We start from the raw sequence: 21,973 nt of genomic DNA, 5'->3' as shown, positions 1-21,973 counted from the left end.
GCCTTGTCTCACCGAGGGCTGGATCCCGATCTGACCATCGGTGTTCCGATCGGTCGGAACACCGGCACCCCAAGGCGGTTGATACGCGTCTGCGACCGTCGAAACAATGCCGATCGGTTCCACCGTACCGTCCAATCGCTATATCGTTCAGGTATTGAATAGTTAAACAAATGAATATACCTTCGTTAAGGGAGTGGCCGCCAGGCGGATTGGCCAGGCTACGTACCAGCCGATAGGAACGTAGATGCTCGCCTGGATGGCCAAGTTCGCGATCGCGGCGCCGCGACGGATCATCGCGGCCGCCCTGGTCCTGCTGATCGGCACCGCAGTCTTCGGAATTCCGGCGGCATCAACCCTGTCCGCCGGCGGGTTCCTCGATCCTGATTCCGAGTCCGCGCGCGCGTCGCTGATGCTTGCCAACACCTTTCACCAGGGTGACATGGACCTCGTGGTCGTGGTGGATTCGCAAAGCGGGCCAGTCGTGGACACCGCGCATGCCGTGGGCACCGATATCACCCGACAACTCACGTCGTCACCGTTCGTATCGCAGGTCATCTCCCCGTGGAGCGGCCAACCGCCACCAGGAACACTCACCGCCAACGGAAGATCGGCAATGATCATCGCCGCGATCCAAGGCGACGAGAACACCGCCCCGCCACGGGCACAGACACTCGCCGATCGACTCCCCCGCAGCACCGGTGGGGTGGATGTTCACACCGGCGGGTCTGCGCTGGTGTATTCGGAGATCAACCGACAAACCGAAAAAGACTTGATCCGAATGGAAGCCATCGCGATACCCCTGAGCTTCTTCGCGTTGCTCTGGGTCTTCGGCGGACTTCTAGCCGCCGCCCTGCCGGTGGCTGTCGGCGGATTCGCAATACTAGGGTCACTTGCAGCACTACGAGCGATAGCGATGTTCACCGATGTGTCGATCTTCGCGCTCAATGTCGCGGCGGCCTTGGGATTCGCATTGGCGATCGACTACACCCTGTTGATCATCAGCAGATACCGCGACGAACTGGCCGACGGCGGTTCCCGCGAGCAAGCCCTGGTGCGCACCATGACCACAGCTGGCCGGACTGTTCTGTTCTCCGCGATGACGGTGGCCCTGGCGATGGTTGGGATGGCGATCTTCCCGATGTATTTTCTGAAGTCCTTCGCCTACGCCGGGGTGGCCGTGGTGGCGTTCGCCGCCTTCGCGGCGGTGACCGTGACCCCGGCCGCGATCGCGCTGGCCGGCGATCGACTCGACGCGCTCAACATCCGGCGACTGCTGCGACGCCTCCGTGGCCGCGCCGAGCCACCGGATTCGGCCGCAGGCCACACCGCCTGGTATCGGATGGCGAAATTCGTTATGCGCCATGCAATTCCAATCGGTTTGACGCTCACTGCAGTGTTGCTGGTGCTCGGCGCACCGTTTCTTCGGGTCAGCTGGGGATATCCAGACGACCGGGTGTTGCCTGCCACCTCGTCGGCGCGCGAGGTCAACGACCGCATCCGGACCGACTTCGCATTGAATTCCAACAACGCGGTGAAGATCGTCGTGGCCGACACCACCGCGCTGACGCCAGCTGATCTGGCGAGCTACGCCGCCGCGCTCTCCCGGGTACCCGAGGTGACCGCCGTGTCGGCGCCAACCGGCACGTTCGTCGGTGGTGAGCGCAACGGGCCCCCATCTGCGCCGGCCGGCATGAACGGCAACAGCGCCTTTCTGACCGTCGAGAGCGCCACATCGCCATACACGCGGGCCTCGGAAACCCAGCTGGACCGATTGCATGCGGTGGCAACGCCGCGCGACGTTTCCGCACAGTTCACCGGGACTGCGCAGACGAACCGCGATAGCGTGCAGGGCATTACGTCGCGCCTTCCGGTCGTATTCGGCTTCATTGCCGCCGTCATGTTGGTATTACTCTTCCTGCTCACCGGCAGCGTCGTGTTGCCCATCAAGGCGGTGTTGCTCAACATCCTGTCCCTGACGGCCGCCTTCGGCGCGCTGGTGTGGATATTTCAGGAAGGGAACCTGTGGGCGGCCGGCACAACGCCGACAGGCACGCTGGTCGTCAACATCCCGGTGCTCATGTTCTGCATCGCTTTCGGATTATCGATGGACTACGAGATCTTTCTGCTATCACGAATCCGGGAGTATTGGCTCGCCTCGACCCGAACGAGTTCGGATAACGACGAGAGCATTGCGCTTGGCATCGAGCGCACCGGCCGGGTTGTCACGGCCGCCGCACTGCTGATGACGATCACTTTTGCCGCACTGATGTTCGCCGGCGTGTCGTTCATGCGCATGTTCGCCGTCGGACTCACGATCGCGGTCCTGGCCGATGCCACGGTGGTGCGCATGCTTCTGCTACCGGCATTCATGCATGTACTTGGGCCGCTGAACTGGTGGGCACCCGCGCCGTTGGCACGTTGGCACGCCCACATGTTCTCATCCAGCCCAGGCGCCCATCGCGCCCCGAAGGGGGACCTCAGCGGCCGACGGTGAGGCCGACCTTCTGGAACTCCTTCAGATCGCAGTACCCAGCCTTGGCCATCGACCGGCGCAGGCCGCCGACCAGGTTGAGCGAGCCGAACGGGTCGTCGGAAGGCCCGTTGAGCACCCGATCCAGGGACGGACGCTCCCCCGCCGCGATCTGCAGCAGCGCACCACGCGGCAGCGACGGATGCGCTGCGGCTACCGGCCAGAACCAGCCGTCACCGAGCGCTTCAGCGGATTCGGCCAGCGGGGTGCCCAGCACCACCGCGTCGGCGCCGCAGGCGATGGCCTTGGCAAGGTCACCGGAGGTGTGGATGTCACCGTCGGCCAGCACGTGCACGTAGCGCCCACCGGTCTCGTCCAGGTACTCGCGCCGCGCCGCCGCGGCGTCGGCGATCGCGGTTGCCATCGGCACACTGATGCCCAGCACCTCGTCGCTGGTCGTCACCCCGAGCGTCGAGCCGTAGCCGACGATCACGCCGGCCGCGCCGGTACGCATCAGGTGCAGCGCGGTGCGGTGATCAAGAACCCCACCGGCCACCACCGGGATGTCGAGCTCGGAGATGAACGTCTTGAGGTTGAGCGGCTCGCCGTGCGAGTCCACCCGCTCGGCGGAGATGATGGTGCCCTGGATGACCAGCAGGTCGATACCCGCCGCCACCAAAGCCGGCGTCAGCGCCGCAGCGTTCTGGGGGCTCACCCGAACCGCGGTGGTGACCCCGGCATCGCGGATGCGGGCGACCGCGGCACCTAGTAGCTCGGGGTTCAGCGGCGCGGCATGCAGTTGCTGCAGCAGCCGGATCGCGGCCGTCGGCTCGGGCTCCTTGTCCGCGGCCTCGATGACCTCGCGGACCTTGGCCTCGACGTCGGCGTGCCGGCCGATCAGACCCTCGCCGTTGAGCACCCCGAGCCCGCCGAGGCGACCCAGTTCGATGGCGAACTCCGGGGAGACCAGGGCGTCGGTCGGGTGAGCGACGACCGGGATTTCGAACCGGTAGGCATCGAGCTGCCAGGCGGTCGACACGTCCTGCGACGAGCGGGTGCGCCTCGAGGGAACGATGTTGATGTCGTCGAGTTCGTAAGTGCGGCGGGCAGTTCTGCCCATGCCGATTTCAACCATGTCACGCACGGCGGGACCCCTAGCGGGCGTAGTAGTTGGGGGCTTCGACAGTCATGGTGATGTCGTGCGGGTGGCTTTCCTTGAGCCCCGAGGCGGTGATACGCACGAACTGGGCGTGCTGCAGCATCTCGATAGTCGGCGCGCCGGTATATCCCATCGCTGCGCGAAGACCACCGGTGAGCTGGTGGATCACGGTGGACAGCGGGCCGCGGAACGGCACCCGGCCCTCGATGCCTTCCGGCACCAGCTTGTCTTCGGACAGCACATCGTCCTGGAAATAGCGGTCCTTGGAGTAGGACTTCGCCGTCCCACGTCCCTGCATGGCGCCCAGGGACCCCATGCCGCGGTAGCTCTTGAACTGCTTGCCGTTGACGAAGATCAGGTCGCCGGGTGCCTCGGCGGTGCCGGCCAGCAGTGAGCCCAGCATCGCCGTCGACGCGCCCGCGGCCAGCGCCTTGGCGATGTCACCGGAGTACTGCAACCCGCCGTCGGCGATCACTGGCACACCGGCCGGCGCGCACACCGCGGTGGCTTCCAGGATCGCGGTGATCTGAGGTGCGCCAACGCCGGCGACCACGCGGGTCGTGCAGATGGAACCGGGTCCAACCCCGACCTTCACGGCGTCAGCGCCGGCCTCGACGAGCGCGGCGGCCGCACTACGAGTGGCGACGTTTCCGCCGACGATCTCGACCCGATGGCCGACCTCGGCCTTGAGCTTGCCGACGGTGTCGAGCACCCGCCGATTGTGGGCGTGCGCGGTGTCGACGATCAGCACGTCCACGCCGGCATCGGCCAGCGCCATCGCGCGATCCCAGGCGTCGTCTCCGACGCCGACCGCCGCACCGACGAGCAACCGTCCGTCGCTGTCCTTGGTGGCCAGCGGATGCTGCTCGGTCTTGACGAAATCCTTGACGGTGATCAGACCGGTCAGCCGGCCGTGCCCGTCGACGATCGGCAGCTTTTCGATCTTGTTGCGCCGCAACAGGCCCAGCGCGGCATCGGCCGTCACACCCTCTTGCGCGGTGATCAGCGGCGCCTTGGTCATCACCTCAGCTACCGGCTTGTTCATGTCGACTTCGAAGCGCATGTCCCGATTGGTGATGATCCCGACGAGCGAGCCCTGCGCGTCGACCACCGGAAGACCCGAGATATGGAACCGGGCGCACATCGCGTCGACCTCGGCCAGGGTGTTCTCCGGTGAGCACGTCACCGGGTCGGTGACCATACCGGCCTCCGAACGCTTGACCATCTCCACCTGGCCGGCCTGCTCGGCGATCGACAGGTTCCGGTGCAGCACTCCCATGCCACCCTGGCGGGCCATCGCGATGGCCATCCTGGCCTCGGTCACCGTGTCCATCGCGGAGCTCACCAGCGGCACCTTGAGCCGGATCTTCTTGGTCAGCTGGCTGGATGTGTCAGCGACGGCGGGCACCACATCGGACGCCGCGGGAAGCAGCAGTACGTCGTCGAATGTCAGGCCCAGCATCGCGATCTTGTTCGGGTCGTCACCGCCGGTGGGAACCCAATCCCCCAGCAGGCCGTTCAGGTGCGCGGTCAGACCGTCGATGCGGCCGGCGCTGCCTTCGGCAATGGTCATCGGGAGGCCCCCATCAGCTGGTGGAAAGTGGACACCATCCTATCGGCTCGCGGTGAGGTTCCCTGGCGCGATACCCGCCGCGCTGCGTAATGTGGTGTCGTGCGCGACCACCTTCCACCAGGCCTGCCACCAGATCCGTTCGCCGACGACCCCGCCGACCCGTCGGCTGCGTTGGATGCGATCGAGCCGGGACAACCGTTGGATCCTCAGGAACGCGCCGCGGTGGAAGCCGATCTGGCTGATCTGGCCGTGTACGAAGCGCTGCTGGCGCATCGCGGGATCCGCGGACTGGTGGTGTGCTGCGACGAATGTCAGCAGGACCACTATCACGACTGGGATATGTTGCGCGCCAACCTACTTCAGCTTTTAGTCGACGGCACGGTCCGTCCGCACGAGCCCGCATACGACCCTGAGCCGGACGCCTACGTCACGTGGGACTACTGCCGCGGATATGCCGACGCCTCGCTCAACGAAGCGACGTCGGATTACGACGGCTTCCGCTGAACTCAGTGACCGCCGCCGAGACTCGGCAGCTTCGGTAGCTGCGGCATCGGCATCATCGTAGTGGTGGTGATCACAGCAGCCGGCGACTGTGTTTTCGGCGCCTGAACGACCGACGACGGTATTGACGCGGCCGTGGGCGCCGACGACTGCTGCACAACCGTCGACGTGGCCGCTGCCCCCGGCGACTCGGCCGCAGCCGGGCCCGTGGTGGTTGCTGCCGCAGGCGCCTGGGCCGGCGCAGACGCACTCGTGGTGGTAGCCCCGGCCAGGGAGGTCGTCGTCGTGGTGGTCGTCGGCGCACCCGTGGTGGTCGTGGTGGTCGCTGTCGATGTGGCGGCGGTCGTGGTCGGCAGCGTCGTCGTGGTGGTCGTCGGCAGCACTGACGTGGTGGTCGTCGGCGCGACCGTCGTGGTCGTGGTCGGCTCAACCGTCGTCGTGGCCGGCTCAATAGTCGTCGTGGCGGGCGGTTCGGTCTGCTCGACCGGAGAGGTCGGGGTGTCCGACGGCGACGGGCCGAACGTGCCCGTGCCATCCGGCGTCGTGGAGATCGTGATCGACGGCAGGCCCGGAATGCTGGTGGGCGGCACCTCCGGCCCGTTGGTGGGGGTGATCACGGCAGGGACGAGCTCGCTCACCGAGGCCGGCACCGTGTAGGTGATCCCCGGCGGCACCGTGGCTTCGGGGTCCTTCTGCACGACCTTCGCCGACAGCTGGTTCCACTGGTCGAGCAGCTGCTGCTTCTGCGTCTGGTCACCCAGGCTATTGACCTGGGTGCTGACGGCGACCAGCTTGTCCTGCGCCTGCTGCCAGTCGCCCTGGGCGACCAACTGCTGAACCTGCTCGAGCTGCTGCTTGGCGGCTGCCAGCGTGACCTGGTCATCGCGGACCTGCTTGGGCGTGCCGAACAGCATGGTTCGCAGCCCATAGAGGGCGTCGCCGGGGCCGGCACCGTACACAACAGCACCGAAGCCGCCGAACACCAGCACACCGGCCGCCGCGGCGCCGACGATGCTCAGACCGCGCCGGCTGCGCCCACCGCGCTGCTTCTCGGCCAGACCGGACCGCAACGCGTTGACAGCGTCACGCTCGGTGATCAGTCCGGTCGCCGGCGGCCAGCGCATTTCGTCGCGCCAACCGCCAAGTAGTTCGGCCAGCATGGCGTCGGCCTGGTCCTGCGGGGCGACCGGTCGGCCGGCGGCCAGGGCGTCGATGAAGCGGTCGCTGTTGATGACGGCATCCAGCGACGGATCCTCGCTGCGGGAGTTGCGTCCGAAGTCAGGCATAGCCATGACCTCCCGCCGTGATCTCCGTTTTGAGCTTGGCCAGCGCCCGGTGTTGCGCGACGCGCACCGCTCCGGGCGTGCTGCCAACCGCCTCGGCGGTCTCCTCGGCGGACAAGCCGACGACGATGCGCAACATGAGGATCTCGCGCTGCTTTTCGGGCAGAACCTCCAACAATTTGCTCATCCGAGCGGCGGAATCGGAATTCACTGCCATCTGCTCGGGGCCCGCTTCCAGCGAGTACCGCTCCGGCACCACATCGGTGGGGTCGGACCGGTTACGGCCAGCGGCGCGATGCGCGTCGGCAACCTTGTGAGCAGCGATGCCGTACACGAAGGCCAGGAAGGGGCGACCCTGATCCTGGTAGCGCGGCAGCGCCTGGATGGCGGCCAAGCAAACCTCCTGAGCGACGTCGTCGGCAGAGAGGCCAACCCGCTCCGTGGACCCCAGGCGAGCCCGGACATAACGGACCACAATGGGGCGGATGGTCTCTACAACTTCACGGAGGGCATCGCGACTGCCGGCCAGCGCTTCAGCAACGGCCGCGTCGAGACGATCTCCTGGAATTGTCATCGACGGCGATATCTCCAACGTTACGAACGGGACGCTTCCCGGCAGGCACTGGGCTAGACAATATCGGCCCGAACAGCCGATCGGGTGTTAGCGGCGGGTCCACCGCCCGCCGCGCCGTGCAATAACGCCAGCACAGTCGTCCCGGATGGCCGAGACCTGCTGTGACGTAAGTGTTGCGCTATTGATATCGGCCAGCAGACACGCCAGCGCCCACCGCAGCGGAACCAAGCCATGGGTCTGCGTGTCGTGCAGCGCGCCGTCGGCGACCTCCCGCGCGCTCTCCATCGACCCCGCGCAGCACAGCGCCGCTGCCAGCACCACGCTGCTTTTGACGCGATGGCGCCGCAACGCCGGCAGCGCCTCCTCGGCAATCTCCACCCCGCGGCGCGCATGAATCACGGCATCCGCACCGCGGCCACCGGCCATCGCCAATTCGGCGCTGACCCACGCCAGCCGGATGGCCAGCCGAGTCGGCGGCGACTCGGCGCGGCGCATCGTCTCCTCGGCCCGCTCGAGCAGTTGCGCCGACATCGCGAGCCGGCCCACGCCAAGGGCGTCGGCCGCCAGTCCGACGACGGCATCGACGCGCGCCTCCAGCGCCAACGGGTCATCGCCGGTGCTTGGCGCCAGCGCCAGGCCGCGGCCATCCCAGCCGGCGGCCTCGCGATGACCACCGAGCTGACGCAGCAGCGACGCTTCGGTACTGAACGCCAGCGACGCCACAGCACCGGCGGGTTGGCGGCGACGCAGATCAGCAAGGTCGGCACGGGCGCAGCTGTAGTGGCCCTGGCCGGCGGCGGCGACGGCGCGCAGCCACAGTTGTGCGGGCGTGTTCGCGGCGGGCAGCGGCCAACAGCCCGGGGTGTCGCCGAAGGCGACGGCGGCCAGTGCGGTGGAGTTCATCTGACCTGGCACGCTATCAACCAGCTGAGCGAATCAGGTCAGTTAACAGTTCATGGTCGTGATGTTACGGCCATGTTTACTACCTACTGAGCGCTAGGAAATCGAGCGCCGGCGCCGGACGGGCCATCCTGCGCAAATCACGAAATCATCACGATCGGTGCGCGCTGGTTAGCACCTCGCCCAGCGACCGTGGGTCGCAATGATGAACGTGATGTAAATTCTCGAGCTGCGATTATGTGATTGCGCACATGGCATGGGTATTGACGCGCTTTGCAAAGCACCCCTAATTTTGGGGGCACGAGTAGTCATCGGCGACAGTGCTCGGATCGGTTCCACAACTCACGCACGTGAAATATGTGCGGAGAGAGGGGTTTTCCAATGCCACAGCCGCAGCAGCTACCCGGCCCGAACGCCGACATCTGGGATTGGCAGATGCAAGGCCTTTGCCGAGGGGTCGATTCGTCAGTGTTCTTCCATCCCGATGGGGAGCGTGGCCGCGCCCGCGCACAGCGCGAGATGCGCGCCAAGGAAATGTGCCGGAGTTGCCCGGTGATCACTCAATGCCGGTCGCATGCTTTGGCCGTCGGTGAGCCTTACGGCATCTGGGGTGGATTGAGCGAAGCCGAGCGCGAGTTGTTGCTCAAGCGTGGAATTCGCCGCACCGCCTGAAGTGAGAGCAAATACCTAAAGAGGCCCATCCCGTCGCGGGATGGGCCTCTTTCTCACTGAGCGCCCGCCGCCAGCCACTGTTCGAACGTCGTCGGGGCGATCCGCGCGCCGTCGCCAGGAAGCAACACATTGCCCGCCAACTCCTGCCCTAACGGACCCGACCAGGTCGGCACCAGGGTGATCGAGCGACCGAGGAGGGCATGGCTGCGCCGGGCCGTTGCTCAGTTTCGAGGAGGTTTGTCGTCGTTGTTGCGAAATACTCACGGGTGTCGTTCGGGGATCACCGGGACCGTGAGCGTCGAGGCGCCCGGCCCCCAGTGCACGACGGCCCGACCGCGGCGGCTCGGCGCGTAGCGCGCAGGAAGGTGCCCGAACAGCGGGTTGAACGGTTCGAGATAGCGGCCGGCGATGATCAGCCGAAGCTCGTCGCCCGCGCGAAACAGCGTCGACGAGGCGCTGAGCTCGATGGCGGCATCCGCGATCTCCCCCGGCCGCAAGGGGCGCAGGACCTCCAGCGAGTCCCGTAGTGCCAGCCGCAGCCGGCCGTCGGCGATCCGGTCGCGGCCATAGCCGTAGGACCCCTCGAACGGCACGTATCGCCCGGCACTCCACTTCTCCACGCCGACGAACAGATGAGCGTCGTCGGCGCCGTCGAGTGAGATGCGCAGCCGCAGGCTCATCGGACCGGTGAGTTCGGTGTCGCGGGCGAAACGGTGCGAGAACGCCACCGCATGGCGGCGCAACCGGAATGCGGCGGAGCCCGCCGCGGTCGGCTCGCCTTCGCCGAGCGTTCCGTCATCACCGAGGTGCAGCGCGGTCCACCGGGTGCGTGCCAGCGGCCATTCCCGCTCGTCGCGCACGGCGACCACGACATCGCGACGTTCACGCACCTCCAGGCGGACCCGCGGGGGTGCCGGCACGTCGATGCCGCGCAGATGGTGATCGAAGAAGGCGGTCTGCGCCTGCTGCGCCTCGTCGCCGTAGAAAACAGCCCATTTGCCGCCGCGGTGGGTGTAGGCGCTGCACTCGGCTGACCCCGCCCGCTCGACCAGCCGCCAGGAGCCCTGGCTGTGCAGGTTGTGGTCAGAGAAGCTGGCGCAGGCCAGAATTGGCACCTCGATGCGGGCGAGGTCGGGGGTGATCGATTGCCACCAGGCGTCAAGCAGCGGATGCTGCCGCCGCTGTGCCCCGAGGTCGGCGGAGAGCCGGGCGACACGCCGGGTCATGGTCTGCCAGATCAGCGAGAAGCCCCGCTCGGGGACGCCGCCCGGCGTCATGAAGTCGCGATAGGCGTCGGTGAACCCTTCCCAGGGGCAGATCGCCGCGAGGTGCGGCGGGCGCAATGCTGCCGCTTTGTATTGCGAGAGAGCCAAATACGACACACCGAGCATCCCGACCCGGCCGTTGGACCACGATTGCGTTCCAGCCCATTCGATCAGATCGTAGACGTCACGGGCCTCGTCGTCGGACAGCAGCGAGCCGACACCGTCGGAGGTCCCCGCACCGCGCGTGTCGGCGTTGATCACGATGTAGCCCCGCGCGACCCATGCCACCGGATCCGGTGCCTCCCAGCCGGTTTCACTCGAAATACGATAGGGCTGGGGCTGATTCATGATTCGGAACTGGAAACTCAACCGCCAGCCTCGACGCGTGCCCCGCGGCAGCACGTCCTTGCCGTAGGGGTGCGCAGACAGGATCACCGGAAAAGGGCCCTCGCCCGGTGGGCGATAGACGTTGGCGCGCAACGTAACACCGTCGCGCATCCGTACCGCGACGTCGCCGTTCTTGATCAGGTCGGCCGGCACGGGAACCACCGTCACCGGCGGATGCAGGAAGGCCCGGATCCGTTGCCGCGCGTACGCGGCCGCGCCGGGTCGCCGCCACGGCCGGTCGTATCGAGTCGCCACGTGACCTCCAGTGCGCTCAGGCGCGCCGAGTGCGAACGCATCCTCGATCTGACTGAGGTTGACATCCACGATCATCGCAGCACCTCGGCTTCGGCGTGAGGAGCGCGACTGGCTAGGCTGACTGATCGGCTCAGCATGGGGAGAAGCTCGTGGTCACGCTGGACCGCCTGGTCAATGTGCTGGGCAGCTATGGGGTGCGGCTGCGGTTTTGTCCGATATCGCGGTCGACCCAACTGCGCAGTGTCGTCATGCCCGAGCACACCGAGGATCGCACTGTCATCGGCGACGTGCTACTCGGCCTCGGCGCGCGATCGGTGACCGAAGCGGTGCGCTGGGCGGCCGCGGCGCGCGCGTTGGTCGTACTCACCCGTGGGGACGCCGGGACCACCACCTTCGAAGGTGTGTCCGAGGGGGTCGCGGTGCTGGTGGTCGACGAGTCGATGCCGTGGAGTGACCTCGCCGCCGTCGTCTACGGGTTGGTGTTGGAAGGTCGCGAAACCGAGTCCGGGCGGGGCCCAACGGATCTGTTTGCGCTTGCCGACAGCTTGGCCGAGGAGACCGGCGGGGCAGTGACGATCGAGGATCGACTCTCCCGGGTTCTGGCATATTCCAGGCGGCAACTGCACGCCGACCCCGCGCGGGTGCAGACCATCATGGACCGTCGCACACCGGAGCAGTTGCGCGGTTTCTTTGAGGACCGCGGCGTGTTCGCGCATCTGGCCGCTTCCGACGAACCGATGTTCGTGGCCCCGGAGTCCGGCCATGGCATGACGGGGCGCATGGTGGTGGCGGTGCGCTCGGGCCGAGAGTTCATGGGATCGGTGTGGGTGGCGTGTACGGCGCCGCTGGTCGGCGCGGCGCTGATCGCGTTGGCAGATGGGGCGCGCACCGTCGCAATGCATCTGCTGCGCTCCCGTGCCAGTGCGGACCTCGAGCGTCAGGTGGAATCGGACCTGGTGATCCGATTACTCGAGGGCAGCGCGGACGCCGCGACGATAGCCAGCCGGCTGGGACTGCCGCAGAATCAGTTGCGAGTGATCGCGGTACAGGCATACATCGGCGATCAACGCGATGCTGGGCTGTTGTTGGCGTTCGAACGCGCCACAACGGGGTTCGGTTGGTCGCGGCCGGGCCGTAGCGCGTTGGCCGGCAACACCGTCTACACGGTGTTGCCCGGCGAGCAGTTGACGACGTCGCGGCGCTGGGTGTCGGATTTGGCCGCTGCGCTGCCCGAGCAGGTGACAATGTTGGCCGGGATCAGTGCGGTGGCCGCGGTGGCGGACCTGGTGGCCGCACGGCACGAAGCCGACGAATGTCTGGCGCTGAACGAGATCGGCGCACCACGCATTCCGCCGCCGGCCTACGACGAGTCCTGGGACGACATCCTGTTGCAACGCCTGCGCACCGCGGCCGCAACGGGCCGCTCGCCCGACCGTGGTCCGGTGGCCGAGCTCCGCAGGCACGACCAAAGTCATGCCAGCGACTACGTGGCGACCCTGCGGGCGTGGCTGGCAGCCCAGGGTGACCCGGCCGAGGCGGGCCGATTGTTGGGGGTGCACGAGAACACCGTGCGCTATCGGATGCGCAAGATGAACGAGACCACCACGCTGCCACTCGGGGACGCCAAGAAACGGCTGGCCATGATGATCGAGCTCGCCGCCACCGACCCTGCCCAGCCGCTGGCTGTCGAAAATCCGCCGTGACCTCGTCCGGCGGCAGCAGCCCCGCCGCCCGCGATGGTTTGTCGCGGGCGAACAGAACCCGACCGCTGGATTGTCGAATCATGACAATCGGATCCCCCACCGACGGGCCACTGTGGAGCTAACAGCAGGTATCGAGTGTGGAGGTGTGTGGTGGGCGGCGTACAGCGCATCGATGGCGGGCCGCGATCAGCGGTTGTTGTCGGTGCGGGAATCGTCGGGTTGTCGACGGCATGGTTCCTGCAGGAGCGCGGGGTCGAGGTCACGGTGGTGGACCGCGCCGGCGTGGCCGCCGGCGCGTCCTGGGGCAACGCCGGCTGGATCTCGCCCGGACTGACTCTGCCGCTGAACTCGCCGTCCGTGTTGCGTTACGGACTGAGTTCGTTAGGCGACCCCACGAGTCCGCTGCACATCCCGCTGCGGGCTGATCCGTCGCTGGCGCTATTCCTGCTCAGGTTCGCGGCGAACTGCCGGCGCTCGTCCTGGAATCGGGTGGCGCGAGCCAACGCCCCCCTCAACGAGGAGTGCATCGAAGCTTTCGACGTGCTGGTCGCCAACGGTGTGGACGCGCCGGTCACCGACGCCCCCATCACCGCGTTGTTCCAGAGCACCGATGAGGCCGACGCGATGGTGCGCGAGCTTCGCCAGTTCGAAAAGGCCGGACACCCAGTACTCGTCACCGAATTGACCGGCGCGGCGCTGCGCGAGCAGGTGCCGCTGGCATCGCCTCTCATCGGCGCCGGGCTCAACATCAACGGGCAGCGGTTCGTCGACCCAGGGCGATTCGTACACAGCCTCGGCCGCGCGGTCGTCCAGCGCGGTGCCACGATGCGCACCATGGAGATCAGCGACGTGATCAGCTTCAGCGACGGTGTCTCGGTGTACCCGCGCAACGGTGCCCGGGTGCGCGCAGACACCGCGGTCATCGCGACCGGAGCATGGCTGTCACGGCTCGCTGGCCGTCAAGTAAGGATTCCGGTGCGAGCAGGTCGCGGGTATTCGTTCACCGTGCCGGTGGACCGCCCCATTCCGGGCCCGATCTACCTGCCGCACGCGCGGGTGGCGTGCACGCCCTACAACGGTGCACTACGTGTGGCGGGCACCATGGAGTTTCGCGATCCGCACGAACCGCTGCGGCCAGAGCGCGTGGCCGCGATCGTCGAGTCAGCCGGCTCGTTACTCAGCGGGGTGCGATGGAACGAACGCAGCGATGTCTGGGTGGGCGCTCGACCGATCACGACTGACGGGCGGCCCCTGATTGGGGAGACGTCGCCACGGGTTTACGTCGCCGGCGGCCACGGCATGTGGGGACTGGCACACGGCCCGGTAACCGGCCGGCTGCTGGCCGAATACATCACCACCGGCAAACAGCCCGACGCGTTGCGCGAGTTCGACCCGCTGCGCCGAGTCGGCCGCTAGCCCCGGCAACGCGATCACAACCACGCCCCGACCCGGGCTCGCGAGTCGTCAGGGGCGGAGCTGATGTACCGCCCGCCCCTGACGGCAACCTCGAAAGGCACGAAAGATCAACGCGTGATGCACCTTCGCACACGCCTCGCTAGCCCGAAAGGACAGAAAATATGACCACCGCCCAGCGCGTCTGGATATCACCACAGGCCTTCGACCGATTGCAACAGGAATTGGCAACGCTGCGCCAGTTGTCAGCCGGCGGAGTGGACAACGCTGACAACGACGAGAACGCAGCCGCCATCCAGCGCGGATGGCAAAGCCGAATCCAGCAGATTCACGACTTGCTCGTGACCGCAGTCGTTGGCGAGGATCCGCCCGACGACGGCATCGCCGAGCCTGGCATGGTGGTGACCATCCGCTACGACGACACCGGCGACACCGAGACCTTCCTCCTGGGGGTTCGTGGCGCTGAATACGGTGACATGGAGGTCTACTCCGTCCAATCACCGCTGGGCTCGGCCATCGCGGGTGCGCGCCCGGGTCAGCAACTCGCCTACACATTGCCCAGCGGCGCTGCACTGTCCGTCACTGTGCTCAAGGCCGTGCCGTATGGCATGCACACCGCACGGACAGAAGAGCCATGTCGGTAGTCGAGGAGTCCATCTCCTTGCAGCGCTGGGAATCCGATGGCGGGGCCCCATCGAGGATTCATGCCCCGTTGGCGTGGTCCTCGGCCGGAGTATCCACCGCGGTGGTCGCAGGGGGTGTCGGCTTGGGCCGCCGCCCCCGCACCAGCCGTACCGCCCCGTACGCGATCCCACCGACGGCCGCGAGCACAGCCAACCAGGGAAGCAGCAGCCCGAAAAACAGCACCAGGTTGCCGACGGCGGAAACCAAACCGTCCCAACCTCGTTCGATTTGACCGAAGAAGCCCCGGTATTCAGTTAGCGCGGGGCCACCGATGGTCTGGGCGACGAAGGTGACGTTGACGGTGCTGTAGTCGATGCGGTCGCCGAGCGCCTCCCGTTGCGCCCGGAGACTGTCCAACTCCGCCTGGCGCTCGGAGAGCGCGCCCTCGGCCTTGATCAGGGCGTCGGGGTCTCTGGCGTCCCGCATGATCCCCAGCAGCCGGTCGACCGACGTTTGCAGTGCCTTGATCCGGGCATCGAGGTCGACGCGCTGCGCGGTGACGTCGTCGGAGGTGATTTCGACGTGTTCGACGGTGCCCAATGCCTTGAGTTGCCCTAACACGTCGTCGAGCTTGGCGACGGGGACCCGCAAGACCACCGTCGATCGCGCCCTGTCCGTGCCCGATCCCGCATCCTCGGAACGGTTGTCGACGCGGCCGTCCGCGGTCGCGACAAGGGCAGCGGCCTTATCCGCGGCCGCGGCGGGTTCCGTCACCGAGATCGTCATGGCTGCGGTCTTCACCACGTCGCGTTTGACCAACGGGGGCTGGCCCGGCGCATCCTGGGGCATGGGCGCTCCGGCGGCCTCCACCGAGGTGACGGACGGCGCCGGAGCGGTCGCGGGGCGCGGGTCGGGTCCGGCGCAGGCCGTCAACGCAGCAACGCCCACCACCAACGGCACCGCCAAGCGAGCACACGAAGTCCGCAGCACGTGCTTCATCGTCGTCAGGCCGGTTCCGAGCGCATAGACCCGAGGAAGTACGTTTCGCGTCCGGTCGGGTAGCCGCCACCGTCGGTGGCGATGTGCACATGGTCGTAGTGGTTGGCGGTTTCGTTGCCGTAGTCCGCCGTCCAACTCGGCGCGCCGATGCCCGGGTAGAAGCCCTGCCGCCAGATCACATGCAGCACTCCCCACCGCTTCGCATTGGCCAGGGCGAACCCAGCGATCTGGTTGCCGAGCTCGATCCCCTCCTGCGAGTGGTAGTTCGGGATCATCACGTCGATCGCCAACCCGTTCGGATGCCACGGCAACGGGTCTTGCCGATAACCGCCGATTGTCTTGATTTCGAGGAACATCACGCTGATGGCGCGAGCCACCCAGATGGTATGGACCTGCAAACCCTCCTCGGGCGCGAGGCCGCGCGGCAACGCGAGCTGGAAGTCCGCGCCGGCGACGGGTGCGCTCGCGGCCAGCAATTCCGCTTCGGTGGGCTGGGCGACACGAGGGGCGTCGGATGATGCCAATGCCTGTCCCGCGGGTGAAACAGCAGGCACGGCAACACAACACCGCTCTTCGTGGCTCTGGGCGTAGAACATCGCCGTTGCGATGGCGACCGACGCCCCCACCGCAAGCCAGCGACCGCGGGCGCCGGCGAAGACTCTGACCACGAGCAGCACTTTACTGCGGTCACCGATCCGATGTGGCAACCTTCGCCAGCGCGACCGGCCCGGCCCTCTACGGCATCGACTGGTACGGCCACGGGTCGCTGCCGCAGATGCACACACCAGTGGACCACTAGAACGCATTCGACGAGTCGATGACGGTAGGCACAATTAGCGCGGCGCGGCGCTCACCCCGCGATGATGCCCGATTGCCGGAGCTCGCTCTCCTGATCGCAACGACCCAGCCGCACCAGCACGTCGGTGGTGTGTTCACCCAAAGCCGGTGCAGCACCGGCCAGTTGAGCGGGCGTGCCATCGAACAGAGCCGGATGCCTCGGGATACGGGTGCGCCCCACCACCGGATCGTCGGCTTCTACGAACAGCCCCATCTCGATGGCGTGCGGATCGTTGGGCAATTCGTCAGGCGGGACGATCATCGCGTAGGGCACGTCCTCGGCCTCGAAGCGCGCTGTCGCCTCTTCCACCGTGAGCTTTTCTGCGCCCGCATAACAGGACTCCAGCACCTGCGCCATCAACGGACGATGCTGGTTACGGAGGTCAGCGGTCGCAAGTCGTGGATCATCCGCACCGGGCACGTCCAACGCGCGGCACATTCCGGTGAAGTCGGAGTCCGAGATCGGTGTCACCACGCCCCACCCGTCGACGAAGTGGAATGGCTTGAAGCCGGAGGTGAAACTCGACGGCTGCGAGCCGTCGGCGTCGAGCAGCACCTCATTGCCGGTCGCGTCGGTCCACAGAAACGACACGACTGCGTCGACCATCGAGACGTGCACATGCTGTCCGCCGCGGCCGTTCGCACGCGCGAGCAAAGCGGCGGTGACGGCTTGACTGGCATAAAGCGCGGTGACTTTATCGGCGAGCACTTGCTGCAGGAATATCGGTTCCCCAACTCCCGGATCGGCCTGGCTCGACGCGACACCGCCGTAGGCCTGAATCACGGTGTCATAAGCGCTGCGCTCACGGTAGGGCCCAACCTCGCCGAATCCGCTCAGCGACAGATAGACGACCCCGGGGTTGATTGCGACAACGTTGTCATAGCCAAGGCCAAGTCGCTCCGCCACCCCGGGACGGAAGTTCTGGATGACGACGTCGGCCTGCGCGGCCAGTTCGAGTGCGATGTCCCGACCTGCGTCGGTCCGGATGTCCACGGCGATCGACTGCTTGCCGCGATTGCAGACCCGGAAAACGGCACTTAACCCGTTGACGCTCGGGCCAATCCACCGCAGGATGTCGCCGATATCCGGGCGCTCTATCTTCACAACGTCAGCACCTTGGTCGGCGAACAGGGCACCGATATACGGACCGGTGAGCGCAAGCGACAATTCCAGAACGCGAATACCGCTCAGCGGCCCCGTGTGTTCCATCAGCATCCTCCCGGTCAGCGCCGCCCGGTAAAGCGCGGCGCACGTTTGTCGCGGAAGGCCGCGAGGCCCTCCTTGGCGTCGTCGGAACGCATCACCTCGGCAACGAACCTCTGCTCGATCTGGCGAGCGTCGCCCTCATCGAGCCACCCGCTAGCCACGATAGATGCCTTCGCATTGCGCACTGCCAGTGGACCATTGGCGCAGACCTTCGCTGCGATCTCCCGGGCCTTGGTTAGTGAGCGGGTCAGCAGCAGCCCATCGGTGATGACGTTGCCGGCAGTCTTCCGTTCTGGTTGCGGCTCGGGGCCTTTGTCTGACGATGTGCGAACCATCCAGCCGTCGGCCAAGTCGCCGCCGACGCAGTACGACGAGCCCTCCCCGGTGAGTATGGCGGCGCGGATATCAGGGTTGGTGTCGATCTCATCCCACGCCTCTGCCATCAACGTGATCATTGACGGTGTCAGTCAGGTCCGCAGCGGTCACGGCGGTGGTCATCCGATGCCGATCGGTACCCAAATTCCGCACCGGCCACCGTATGGGGCGTCGACCGTCGCGTGGCGGGGGCCGGATGTGCGGGAGCGCTGGCTGGGCGCGCTGCCCGAGGACGTGCGCGAGCGCTACCGCGAGGCCATCACCAATGCCAATCAGCGTGGCTATGCGGTGGGCCTGCACATCCTGCCGGATCTGCGGTTGCAGGAACTGGCGCTGGTGGTGCGCAGCGCCGAGGTGCGCTCGACCCGGCTGAGTCAGTTGGCGCAGGCGTTGACCGATGAACTGATCCATCAGGAGGAGTGGTTCCCAGTCAGCCTCGCGCCGAAGGAGACCTACACGGTGAGCCACATCCACTCCCCCATACTCGGCCCGGACTCCCGCATCTCGCTGATGCTCAGCTTGGTGCCCAGCGCGGAGCCGATGAGCGGCGCCGATGTCACTCGGGCGGGTGAGCAACTTGCTGCTGTGACCCGCCGGCTGAGCGTCGCGTTGAGCACGACGTGTAACTCCTGGGTCCCTGGGGCCGAATACCTTTCAGATACCTAAGGGAGGACATACCTGTGCGAAAGCGTGCATGGGCCGCCATCGCTGGCATTGCGCTGCCGGTGACACTCAACGTTGCCCCGGCCCACGCTGACCCGCTCCCTCAGTTCTGCGCGCCGTCTGCCGTCGTCGACAACGTATGCACGGCGCGCCTGACGTCAGTGACCGCCGACGTCATCAACGGGACGATCACTGGCACCCCTGTCGGTGGCGGGACGGCGGTAACCCTTGCGGGACAACTGGATGCGTACCAGAGGTCAGCAGGATTCGGCGATGCTTTGCCTGATCCTGTTCAGCGCTGGGACGCCAGCATCGACAGCGTGCGCAATCTCAGCGTTGACCCGTCGGATCCCGGTTGGTACGGCAATGCGAAGTCGCGGGTGTTCATGCCCAGGACGCTCAATGACCTTGCGACGCAGTTTCCCCCGGATATGTTGGTGGTCCGGTTCACGTCCGATGACGCCTCGCCGGGAACGTTCCGGCTGGTGTCGATTCAGCCGACAGCGCGGTGAACCGGCGGGCTGAAGCGAGCAAGTGCCCAACGGTACGGATCCTCATGACAGTTCTTTCATGTCAGATGTGGTTAGTCCACCGATTGCGCACGACTCTTCATTTGGTCGAGGTTTAATGACCAGTCGAAGAAGTCTTTGATGTACTTAATTTTCTTCTGCTTGTCTTCGGACTTCGGATCGGCATCGCCCCTCAAGGCCGAGGACGTTGCGTCTCCGGTCTTGAGGACAGCTGACATGTCGACGTCAACTCCGAGCACACCCTTCAGGATGAAAGTGAGTGCAGCTTCTTTCTCTTCCGAGGGCTCTCGCTCTTCCGAGGGTTCTCGCGGGTTGGGGATTTGGGTGAGTACGTGGACGGCTGAACGCAGCGCACCTTCGATGAAGGCGTGGTAGTCGGAGTACGCCTCTCCGCATACGTGCAGGTGAGGACCCGAACCATCAGGACCCAGTGCCCAGTCAGACAGGCCTGCAAGGGTATTCCAATATTCGCGGTTGGGTCGCCACGCGTGAGATGCGGCGCCGTAAGGTTCGCGGCCCCAGTCCATGATGCCGCACCAGATGATGTCATCTGTGGTGATGGTGGCTTCGCCTTCGGCTTCGTTGACGTACTCTACGAATCGGCTCTTAAGTCTGGCACGAAGGATTTTGACAGCATCCGCATCGGGGTCGGTAGAGGAGCTGCGACAGAGTTCGTCGATATCTTCTTGGGTTGGGTTCGGAACGTAGTTGGCCCAGAACGAGGACGCCGGGCGGTCGGTGTACAGCATGACCAGACCCCGACGGCTGTCTTTGAAGCGAGACTTCCAGAAATAAACCTCGCGCGTCGGATAGCGGCTGACGTCGGGGTTGGCTCTCACCGGTTCTTCCCACCATCGATCCCTAACAACGAAGAACACCTTCAGCAGTGGGAATGGCAGTGCCGAGTGCAGATACGCGGCGAACTTCTCTTCGACCTTTTCGGGTTTGGCACTCTGGGACCACAGGTTTGATCGTTGGACCAGTTTTTCTGCAGGAACTGTTGGTAGCGCCATGATGACGCGGTCGAACGACTCTTCGGCCACATCGCGGTTCTTCACGGCGACAGCGATCGTCTTGCTGTCGTTGTGCAGAATAGTCACTGTCGCGTTGCGGTAGATCTTGAGTTTGTCATCGTCAGCGGTGAGTGGGTCGTCCTCGGATAATTGTCGGTCAGCGTCATGCGATTCCACGTTGATGCCCATCTTCGCCACGAGCATCTCGGTAATGGACTGCATGCCGCCGAACACGCCTTGTAGTTGGCCGCTGATGGAGATTTGGCGCAGCCACCATGTCAGCCATTCTGCTGCGTTGGGGTTCTCAGGGATCAAGTGGTAGAACGAGCCTAGTTCGCGAACCTTGGCTAACGCGTTATGGCTAAGGTAGGCCGCCATCAGGTTCCAAAACCCCATCGTGTGCAGATCGATGTACTCTTCGGCGCCGTAGAGAACGGGGATTCGCCCATACCGCTGGATGATCCAGTAGTCGTCTTCATGCAGCTGGTGGCGTACCCAGGATTCGAAGACCGGGGCCGCCGAGCGCTGGGTGGCGGTCGCCTTGCCGAGTTTGGCGAGCAGATCGGCGTGCGAGGCCTGAAAGTCCAGGTATCTCTTCACATCCTGGCTTCCAATCGACTCCGGGATCTTGACGTTGGCCGCGTCCTCCACCTCAATTGCTGCAGTTTTCATGGGACCGAAGTTCAGGTCCGCTACAGCGCGGCACAGACCGAGTTTCAGCAGATCGAGAGGTGTCTTGCCTTCTTCTTCAGGCCTGAGATAGTAGACCGGATCACCTTTGGACGCTGGCGACGAGAACGGCGGGAAGCCCTGCATTCGGACGAGATCATGAGGCACTGCGACTATCGTGGGCGGGTCTTCATACGGACCCTTAATGCCGAGATGATCAATCAGGAAACCGAGCATCCTCTGAACCTCGAGTTCGATTCGCATCGGCCCAAACTCGGCGTTGAACTCAAGGTGGTCCCACGCACGCAGGTCGTAATCCTCCGCAGAGTACGTTCCGCCTTGGAAGTCAGGCGGCGCATCATCACTGTCCTCAAGCCTCAGCGGAAGCTGCCCCGATGGGGAGAGTGAGCGGGGCAAGAGCGCATTTTTGAGAATCGCTTGGCTTTTTACTGGCTCGCGGACCACATCGTCGTCACGTTCGATCTCGTTCAACATCTTGGGGTTGAACCTGAACGATCGAATTCGTCCGCCGAGGACATCCGACGACTCGAACAGCACCACCGTATGGCCGAATTTTCTTAGCACGTAGGCACATAAAAGGCCCGCGATGCCGCCCCCAATAATCGCGATCCTTTCTTCTTTCGTATTCGAATGGCCCGCTCCGGGTTTCGACACTGCCGGCGATTGGTCTGGAATCGATTTTTCGCTCACGAGTCGTCCTCGGTCCAAATTCTGACAGCGTTTTCCCAGGTAGTACCTGGCTGGTTGGCCGAGACGATAGTCGCGGTCCTGCTCGGCAGAATCGTAAATGCGAATCATCACCCGACTTATATTTTGGCTATCCGCCCGCCGATGACGACCATGGCAATCGGTCCCGGACACGGGTATCGAAGTTATCGAC

The 21,973-nt window shown here is 65.4% G+C and carries 19 protein-coding genes; 8 read left to right on the top strand and 11 right to left on the bottom strand.

The annotated features are described in order from the left end of the window. The first annotated feature begins 244 nt into the window (after window positions 1-244). Window positions 245-2,494 carry an MMPL family transporter gene (locus tag G6N38_RS17300; RefSeq protein WP_163749322.1) on the top strand — a complete coding sequence of 750 codons (2,250 nt, stop codon included), beginning with the start codon at window positions 245-247 and terminating at the stop codon, window positions 2,492-2,494. On the opposite strand, the gene G6N38_RS17295 is transcribed toward G6N38_RS17300, so the two are convergent. Beyond that, on the bottom strand, window positions 2,478-3,605 hold the full coding sequence (locus tag G6N38_RS17295) for a GuaB3 family IMP dehydrogenase-related protein (protein ID WP_179968571.1): 1,128 nt from the start codon (window positions 3,603-3,605) through the stop codon (window positions 2,478-2,480). The two genes, G6N38_RS17300 and G6N38_RS17295, sit on opposite strands and share 17 nt — an antisense overlap. A 19-nt stretch (window positions 3,606-3,624) precedes the next feature. Continuing rightward, the gene (gene guaB, locus G6N38_RS17290; protein WP_179968405.1) at window positions 3,625-5,202 is read right to left on the bottom strand and encodes an IMP dehydrogenase; all 1,578 of its coding nucleotides are present in this window, start codon (window positions 5,200-5,202) and stop codon (window positions 3,625-3,627) included. 99 nt (window positions 5,203-5,301) lie between these two features. On the opposite strand from guaB, the gene G6N38_RS17285 reads away from it, so the two are divergent. Beyond that, complete coding sequence (locus tag G6N38_RS17285) at window positions 5,302-5,706, top strand: DUF5319 domain-containing protein (RefSeq protein ID WP_163749320.1); 405 nt, start codon at window positions 5,302-5,304, stop codon at window positions 5,704-5,706. A 2-nt stretch (window positions 5,707-5,708) separates the two neighbouring features. On the opposite strand, the gene G6N38_RS30390 is transcribed toward G6N38_RS17285, so the two are convergent. From G6N38_RS30390 to G6N38_RS17270, 3 genes are all read right to left on the bottom strand, one after another. After that, window positions 5,709-6,989, bottom strand: a complete 1,281-nt coding sequence (locus G6N38_RS30390) for an anti-sigma-D factor RsdA (RefSeq protein WP_163749319.1) — start codon at window positions 6,987-6,989, stop codon at window positions 5,709-5,711. After that, window positions 6,982-7,560, bottom strand: a complete 579-nt coding sequence (locus G6N38_RS17275; protein WP_163752074.1) for a sigma-70 family RNA polymerase sigma factor — start codon at window positions 7,558-7,560, stop codon at window positions 6,982-6,984. The genes G6N38_RS30390 and G6N38_RS17275 overlap by 8 nt, the downstream gene beginning before the upstream one ends. An 87-nt stretch (window positions 7,561-7,647) precedes the next feature. Then, window positions 7,648-8,463 (bottom strand): hypothetical protein, encoded by an 816-nt coding sequence (locus G6N38_RS17270; RefSeq protein WP_163749318.1) that lies wholly within the window; start codon window positions 8,461-8,463, stop codon window positions 7,648-7,650. Between the two features lie 378 nt (window positions 8,464-8,841). On the opposite strand from G6N38_RS17270, the gene G6N38_RS17265 reads away from it, so the two are divergent. Further along, window positions 8,842-9,132 (top strand): WhiB family transcriptional regulator, encoded by a 291-nt coding sequence (locus tag G6N38_RS17265; protein ID WP_163749317.1) that lies wholly within the window; start codon window positions 8,842-8,844, stop codon window positions 9,130-9,132. Window positions 9,133-9,392: 260 nt separating this feature from the next. On the opposite strand, the gene G6N38_RS17255 is transcribed toward G6N38_RS17265, so the two are convergent. Continuing rightward, on the bottom strand, window positions 9,393-11,039 hold the full coding sequence (locus G6N38_RS17255; protein WP_407662995.1) for a CocE/NonD family hydrolase: 1,647 nt from the start codon (window positions 11,037-11,039) through the stop codon (window positions 9,393-9,395). Window positions 11,040-11,188: 149 nt separating this feature from the next. Here G6N38_RS17255 and G6N38_RS17250 point away from each other — a divergent pair, with 149 nt between their 5' ends. The 3 genes from G6N38_RS17250 (at window position 11,189) to G6N38_RS17240 (ending at window position 14,799) form a co-directional block, all read left to right on the top strand. Then, window positions 11,189-12,742 (top strand): PucR family transcriptional regulator, encoded by a 1,554-nt coding sequence (locus G6N38_RS17250; RefSeq protein WP_163749315.1) that lies wholly within the window; start codon window positions 11,189-11,191, stop codon window positions 12,740-12,742. A 150-nt stretch (window positions 12,743-12,892) separates the two neighbouring features. Next, window positions 12,893-14,158 (top strand): NAD(P)/FAD-dependent oxidoreductase, encoded by a 1,266-nt coding sequence (locus tag G6N38_RS17245; protein WP_163749314.1) that lies wholly within the window; start codon window positions 12,893-12,895, stop codon window positions 14,156-14,158. Window positions 14,159-14,319: 161 nt separating this feature from the next. Beyond that, complete coding sequence (locus G6N38_RS17240; protein ID WP_163749313.1) at window positions 14,320-14,799, top strand: GreA/GreB family elongation factor; 480 nt, start codon at window positions 14,320-14,322, stop codon at window positions 14,797-14,799. Window positions 14,800-14,857: 58 nt separating this feature from the next. Here G6N38_RS17240 and G6N38_RS17235 read toward each other — a convergent pair whose 3' ends face one another. The 4 genes from G6N38_RS17235 to G6N38_RS31245 all read right to left on the bottom strand — a co-directional run bounded on the left by G6N38_RS17235 (window position 14,858) and on the right by G6N38_RS31245 (window position 18,007). Beyond that, a complete protein-coding gene (locus G6N38_RS17235) occupies window positions 14,858-15,769 on the bottom strand; it encodes a DUF4349 domain-containing protein (protein WP_407662758.1) in 912 nt (303 codons plus the stop codon). 14 nt (window positions 15,770-15,783) lie between these two features. Beyond that, window positions 15,784-16,374, bottom strand: a complete 591-nt coding sequence (locus G6N38_RS17230) for a VldE C-terminal domain-containing protein (protein ID WP_407662994.1) — start codon at window positions 16,372-16,374, stop codon at window positions 15,784-15,786. A 254-nt stretch (window positions 16,375-16,628) separates the two neighbouring features. After that, window positions 16,629-17,825, bottom strand: a complete 1,197-nt coding sequence (locus tag G6N38_RS17225) for a CaiB/BaiF CoA transferase family protein (protein ID WP_163749310.1) — start codon at window positions 17,823-17,825, stop codon at window positions 16,629-16,631. Window positions 17,826-17,839: 14 nt separating this feature from the next. Beyond that, window positions 17,840-18,007 carry a hypothetical protein gene (locus tag G6N38_RS31245; protein ID WP_345229399.1) on the bottom strand — a complete coding sequence of 56 codons (168 nt, stop codon included), beginning with the start codon at window positions 18,005-18,007 and terminating at the stop codon, window positions 17,840-17,842. Here G6N38_RS31245 and G6N38_RS30755 point away from each other — a divergent pair. Together G6N38_RS30755 and G6N38_RS17210 are read left to right on the top strand one after the other, a co-directional pair. Then, a complete protein-coding gene (locus tag G6N38_RS30755) occupies window positions 17,943-18,863 on the top strand; it encodes a transcriptional regulator (protein ID WP_407662993.1) in 921 nt (306 codons plus the stop codon). The genes G6N38_RS31245 and G6N38_RS30755 overlap by 65 nt on opposite strands. Before the next feature lie 14 nt (window positions 18,864-18,877). Next, a complete protein-coding gene (locus tag G6N38_RS17210) occupies window positions 18,878-19,372 on the top strand; it encodes a hypothetical protein (protein WP_163749308.1) in 495 nt (164 codons plus the stop codon). A 71-nt stretch (window positions 19,373-19,443) separates the two neighbouring features. Here the strand turns inward: G6N38_RS17210 and G6N38_RS17205 are convergent, their stop codons facing one another. Continuing rightward, window positions 19,444-21,783 (bottom strand): FAD-dependent oxidoreductase, encoded by a 2,340-nt coding sequence (locus G6N38_RS17205; RefSeq protein ID WP_197748093.1) that lies wholly within the window; start codon window positions 21,781-21,783, stop codon window positions 19,444-19,446. Between the last annotated feature and the right edge of the window lie 190 nt (window positions 21,784-21,973).

The organism is Mycolicibacterium helvum, from assembly GCF_010731895.1.
In the GTDB taxonomy this organism is placed as follows: Bacteria; Actinomycetota; Actinomycetes; order Mycobacteriales; family Mycobacteriaceae; genus Mycobacterium; species Mycobacterium helvum.
This window is presented reverse-complemented; position numbering and strand designations above follow the sequence as displayed.

What these genes read in the sequence shown, in the direction of transcription:
- G6N38_RS17300 (WP_163749322.1), top strand. Translation starts at nt 245, where the DNA reads ATGCTCGCCTGGATGGCCAAGTTCGCGATCGCGGCGCCGCGACGGATC.
- G6N38_RS17295 (WP_179968571.1), bottom strand. Translation starts at nt 3,605, where the DNA reads ATGGTTGAAATCGGCATGGGCAGAACTGCCCGCCGCACTTACGAACTC.
- guaB (WP_179968405.1), bottom strand. Translation starts at nt 5,202, where the DNA reads ATGACCATTGCCGAAGGCAGCGCCGGCCGCATCGACGGTCTGACCGCG.
- G6N38_RS30390 (WP_163749319.1), bottom strand. Translation starts at nt 6,989, where the DNA reads ATGCCTGACTTCGGACGCAACTCCCGCAGCGAGGATCCGTCGCTGGAT.
- G6N38_RS17275 (WP_163752074.1), bottom strand. Translation starts at nt 7,560, where the DNA reads ATGACAATTCCAGGAGATCGTCTCGACGCGGCCGTTGCTGAAGCGCTG.
- G6N38_RS17270 (WP_163749318.1), bottom strand. Translation starts at nt 8,463, where the DNA reads ATGAACTCCACCGCACTGGCCGCCGTCGCCTTCGGCGACACCCCGGGC.
- G6N38_RS17265 (WP_163749317.1), top strand. Translation starts at nt 8,842, where the DNA reads ATGCCACAGCCGCAGCAGCTACCCGGCCCGAACGCCGACATCTGGGAT.
- G6N38_RS17240 (WP_163749313.1), top strand. Translation starts at nt 14,320, where the DNA reads ATGACCACCGCCCAGCGCGTCTGGATATCACCACAGGCCTTCGACCGA.
- G6N38_RS17230 (WP_407662994.1), bottom strand. Translation starts at nt 16,374, where the DNA reads ATGTTCTACGCCCAGAGCCACGAAGAGCGGTGTTGTGTTGCCGTGCCT.
- G6N38_RS17225 (WP_163749310.1), bottom strand. Translation starts at nt 17,825, where the DNA reads ATGGAACACACGGGGCCGCTGAGCGGTATTCGCGTTCTGGAATTGTCG.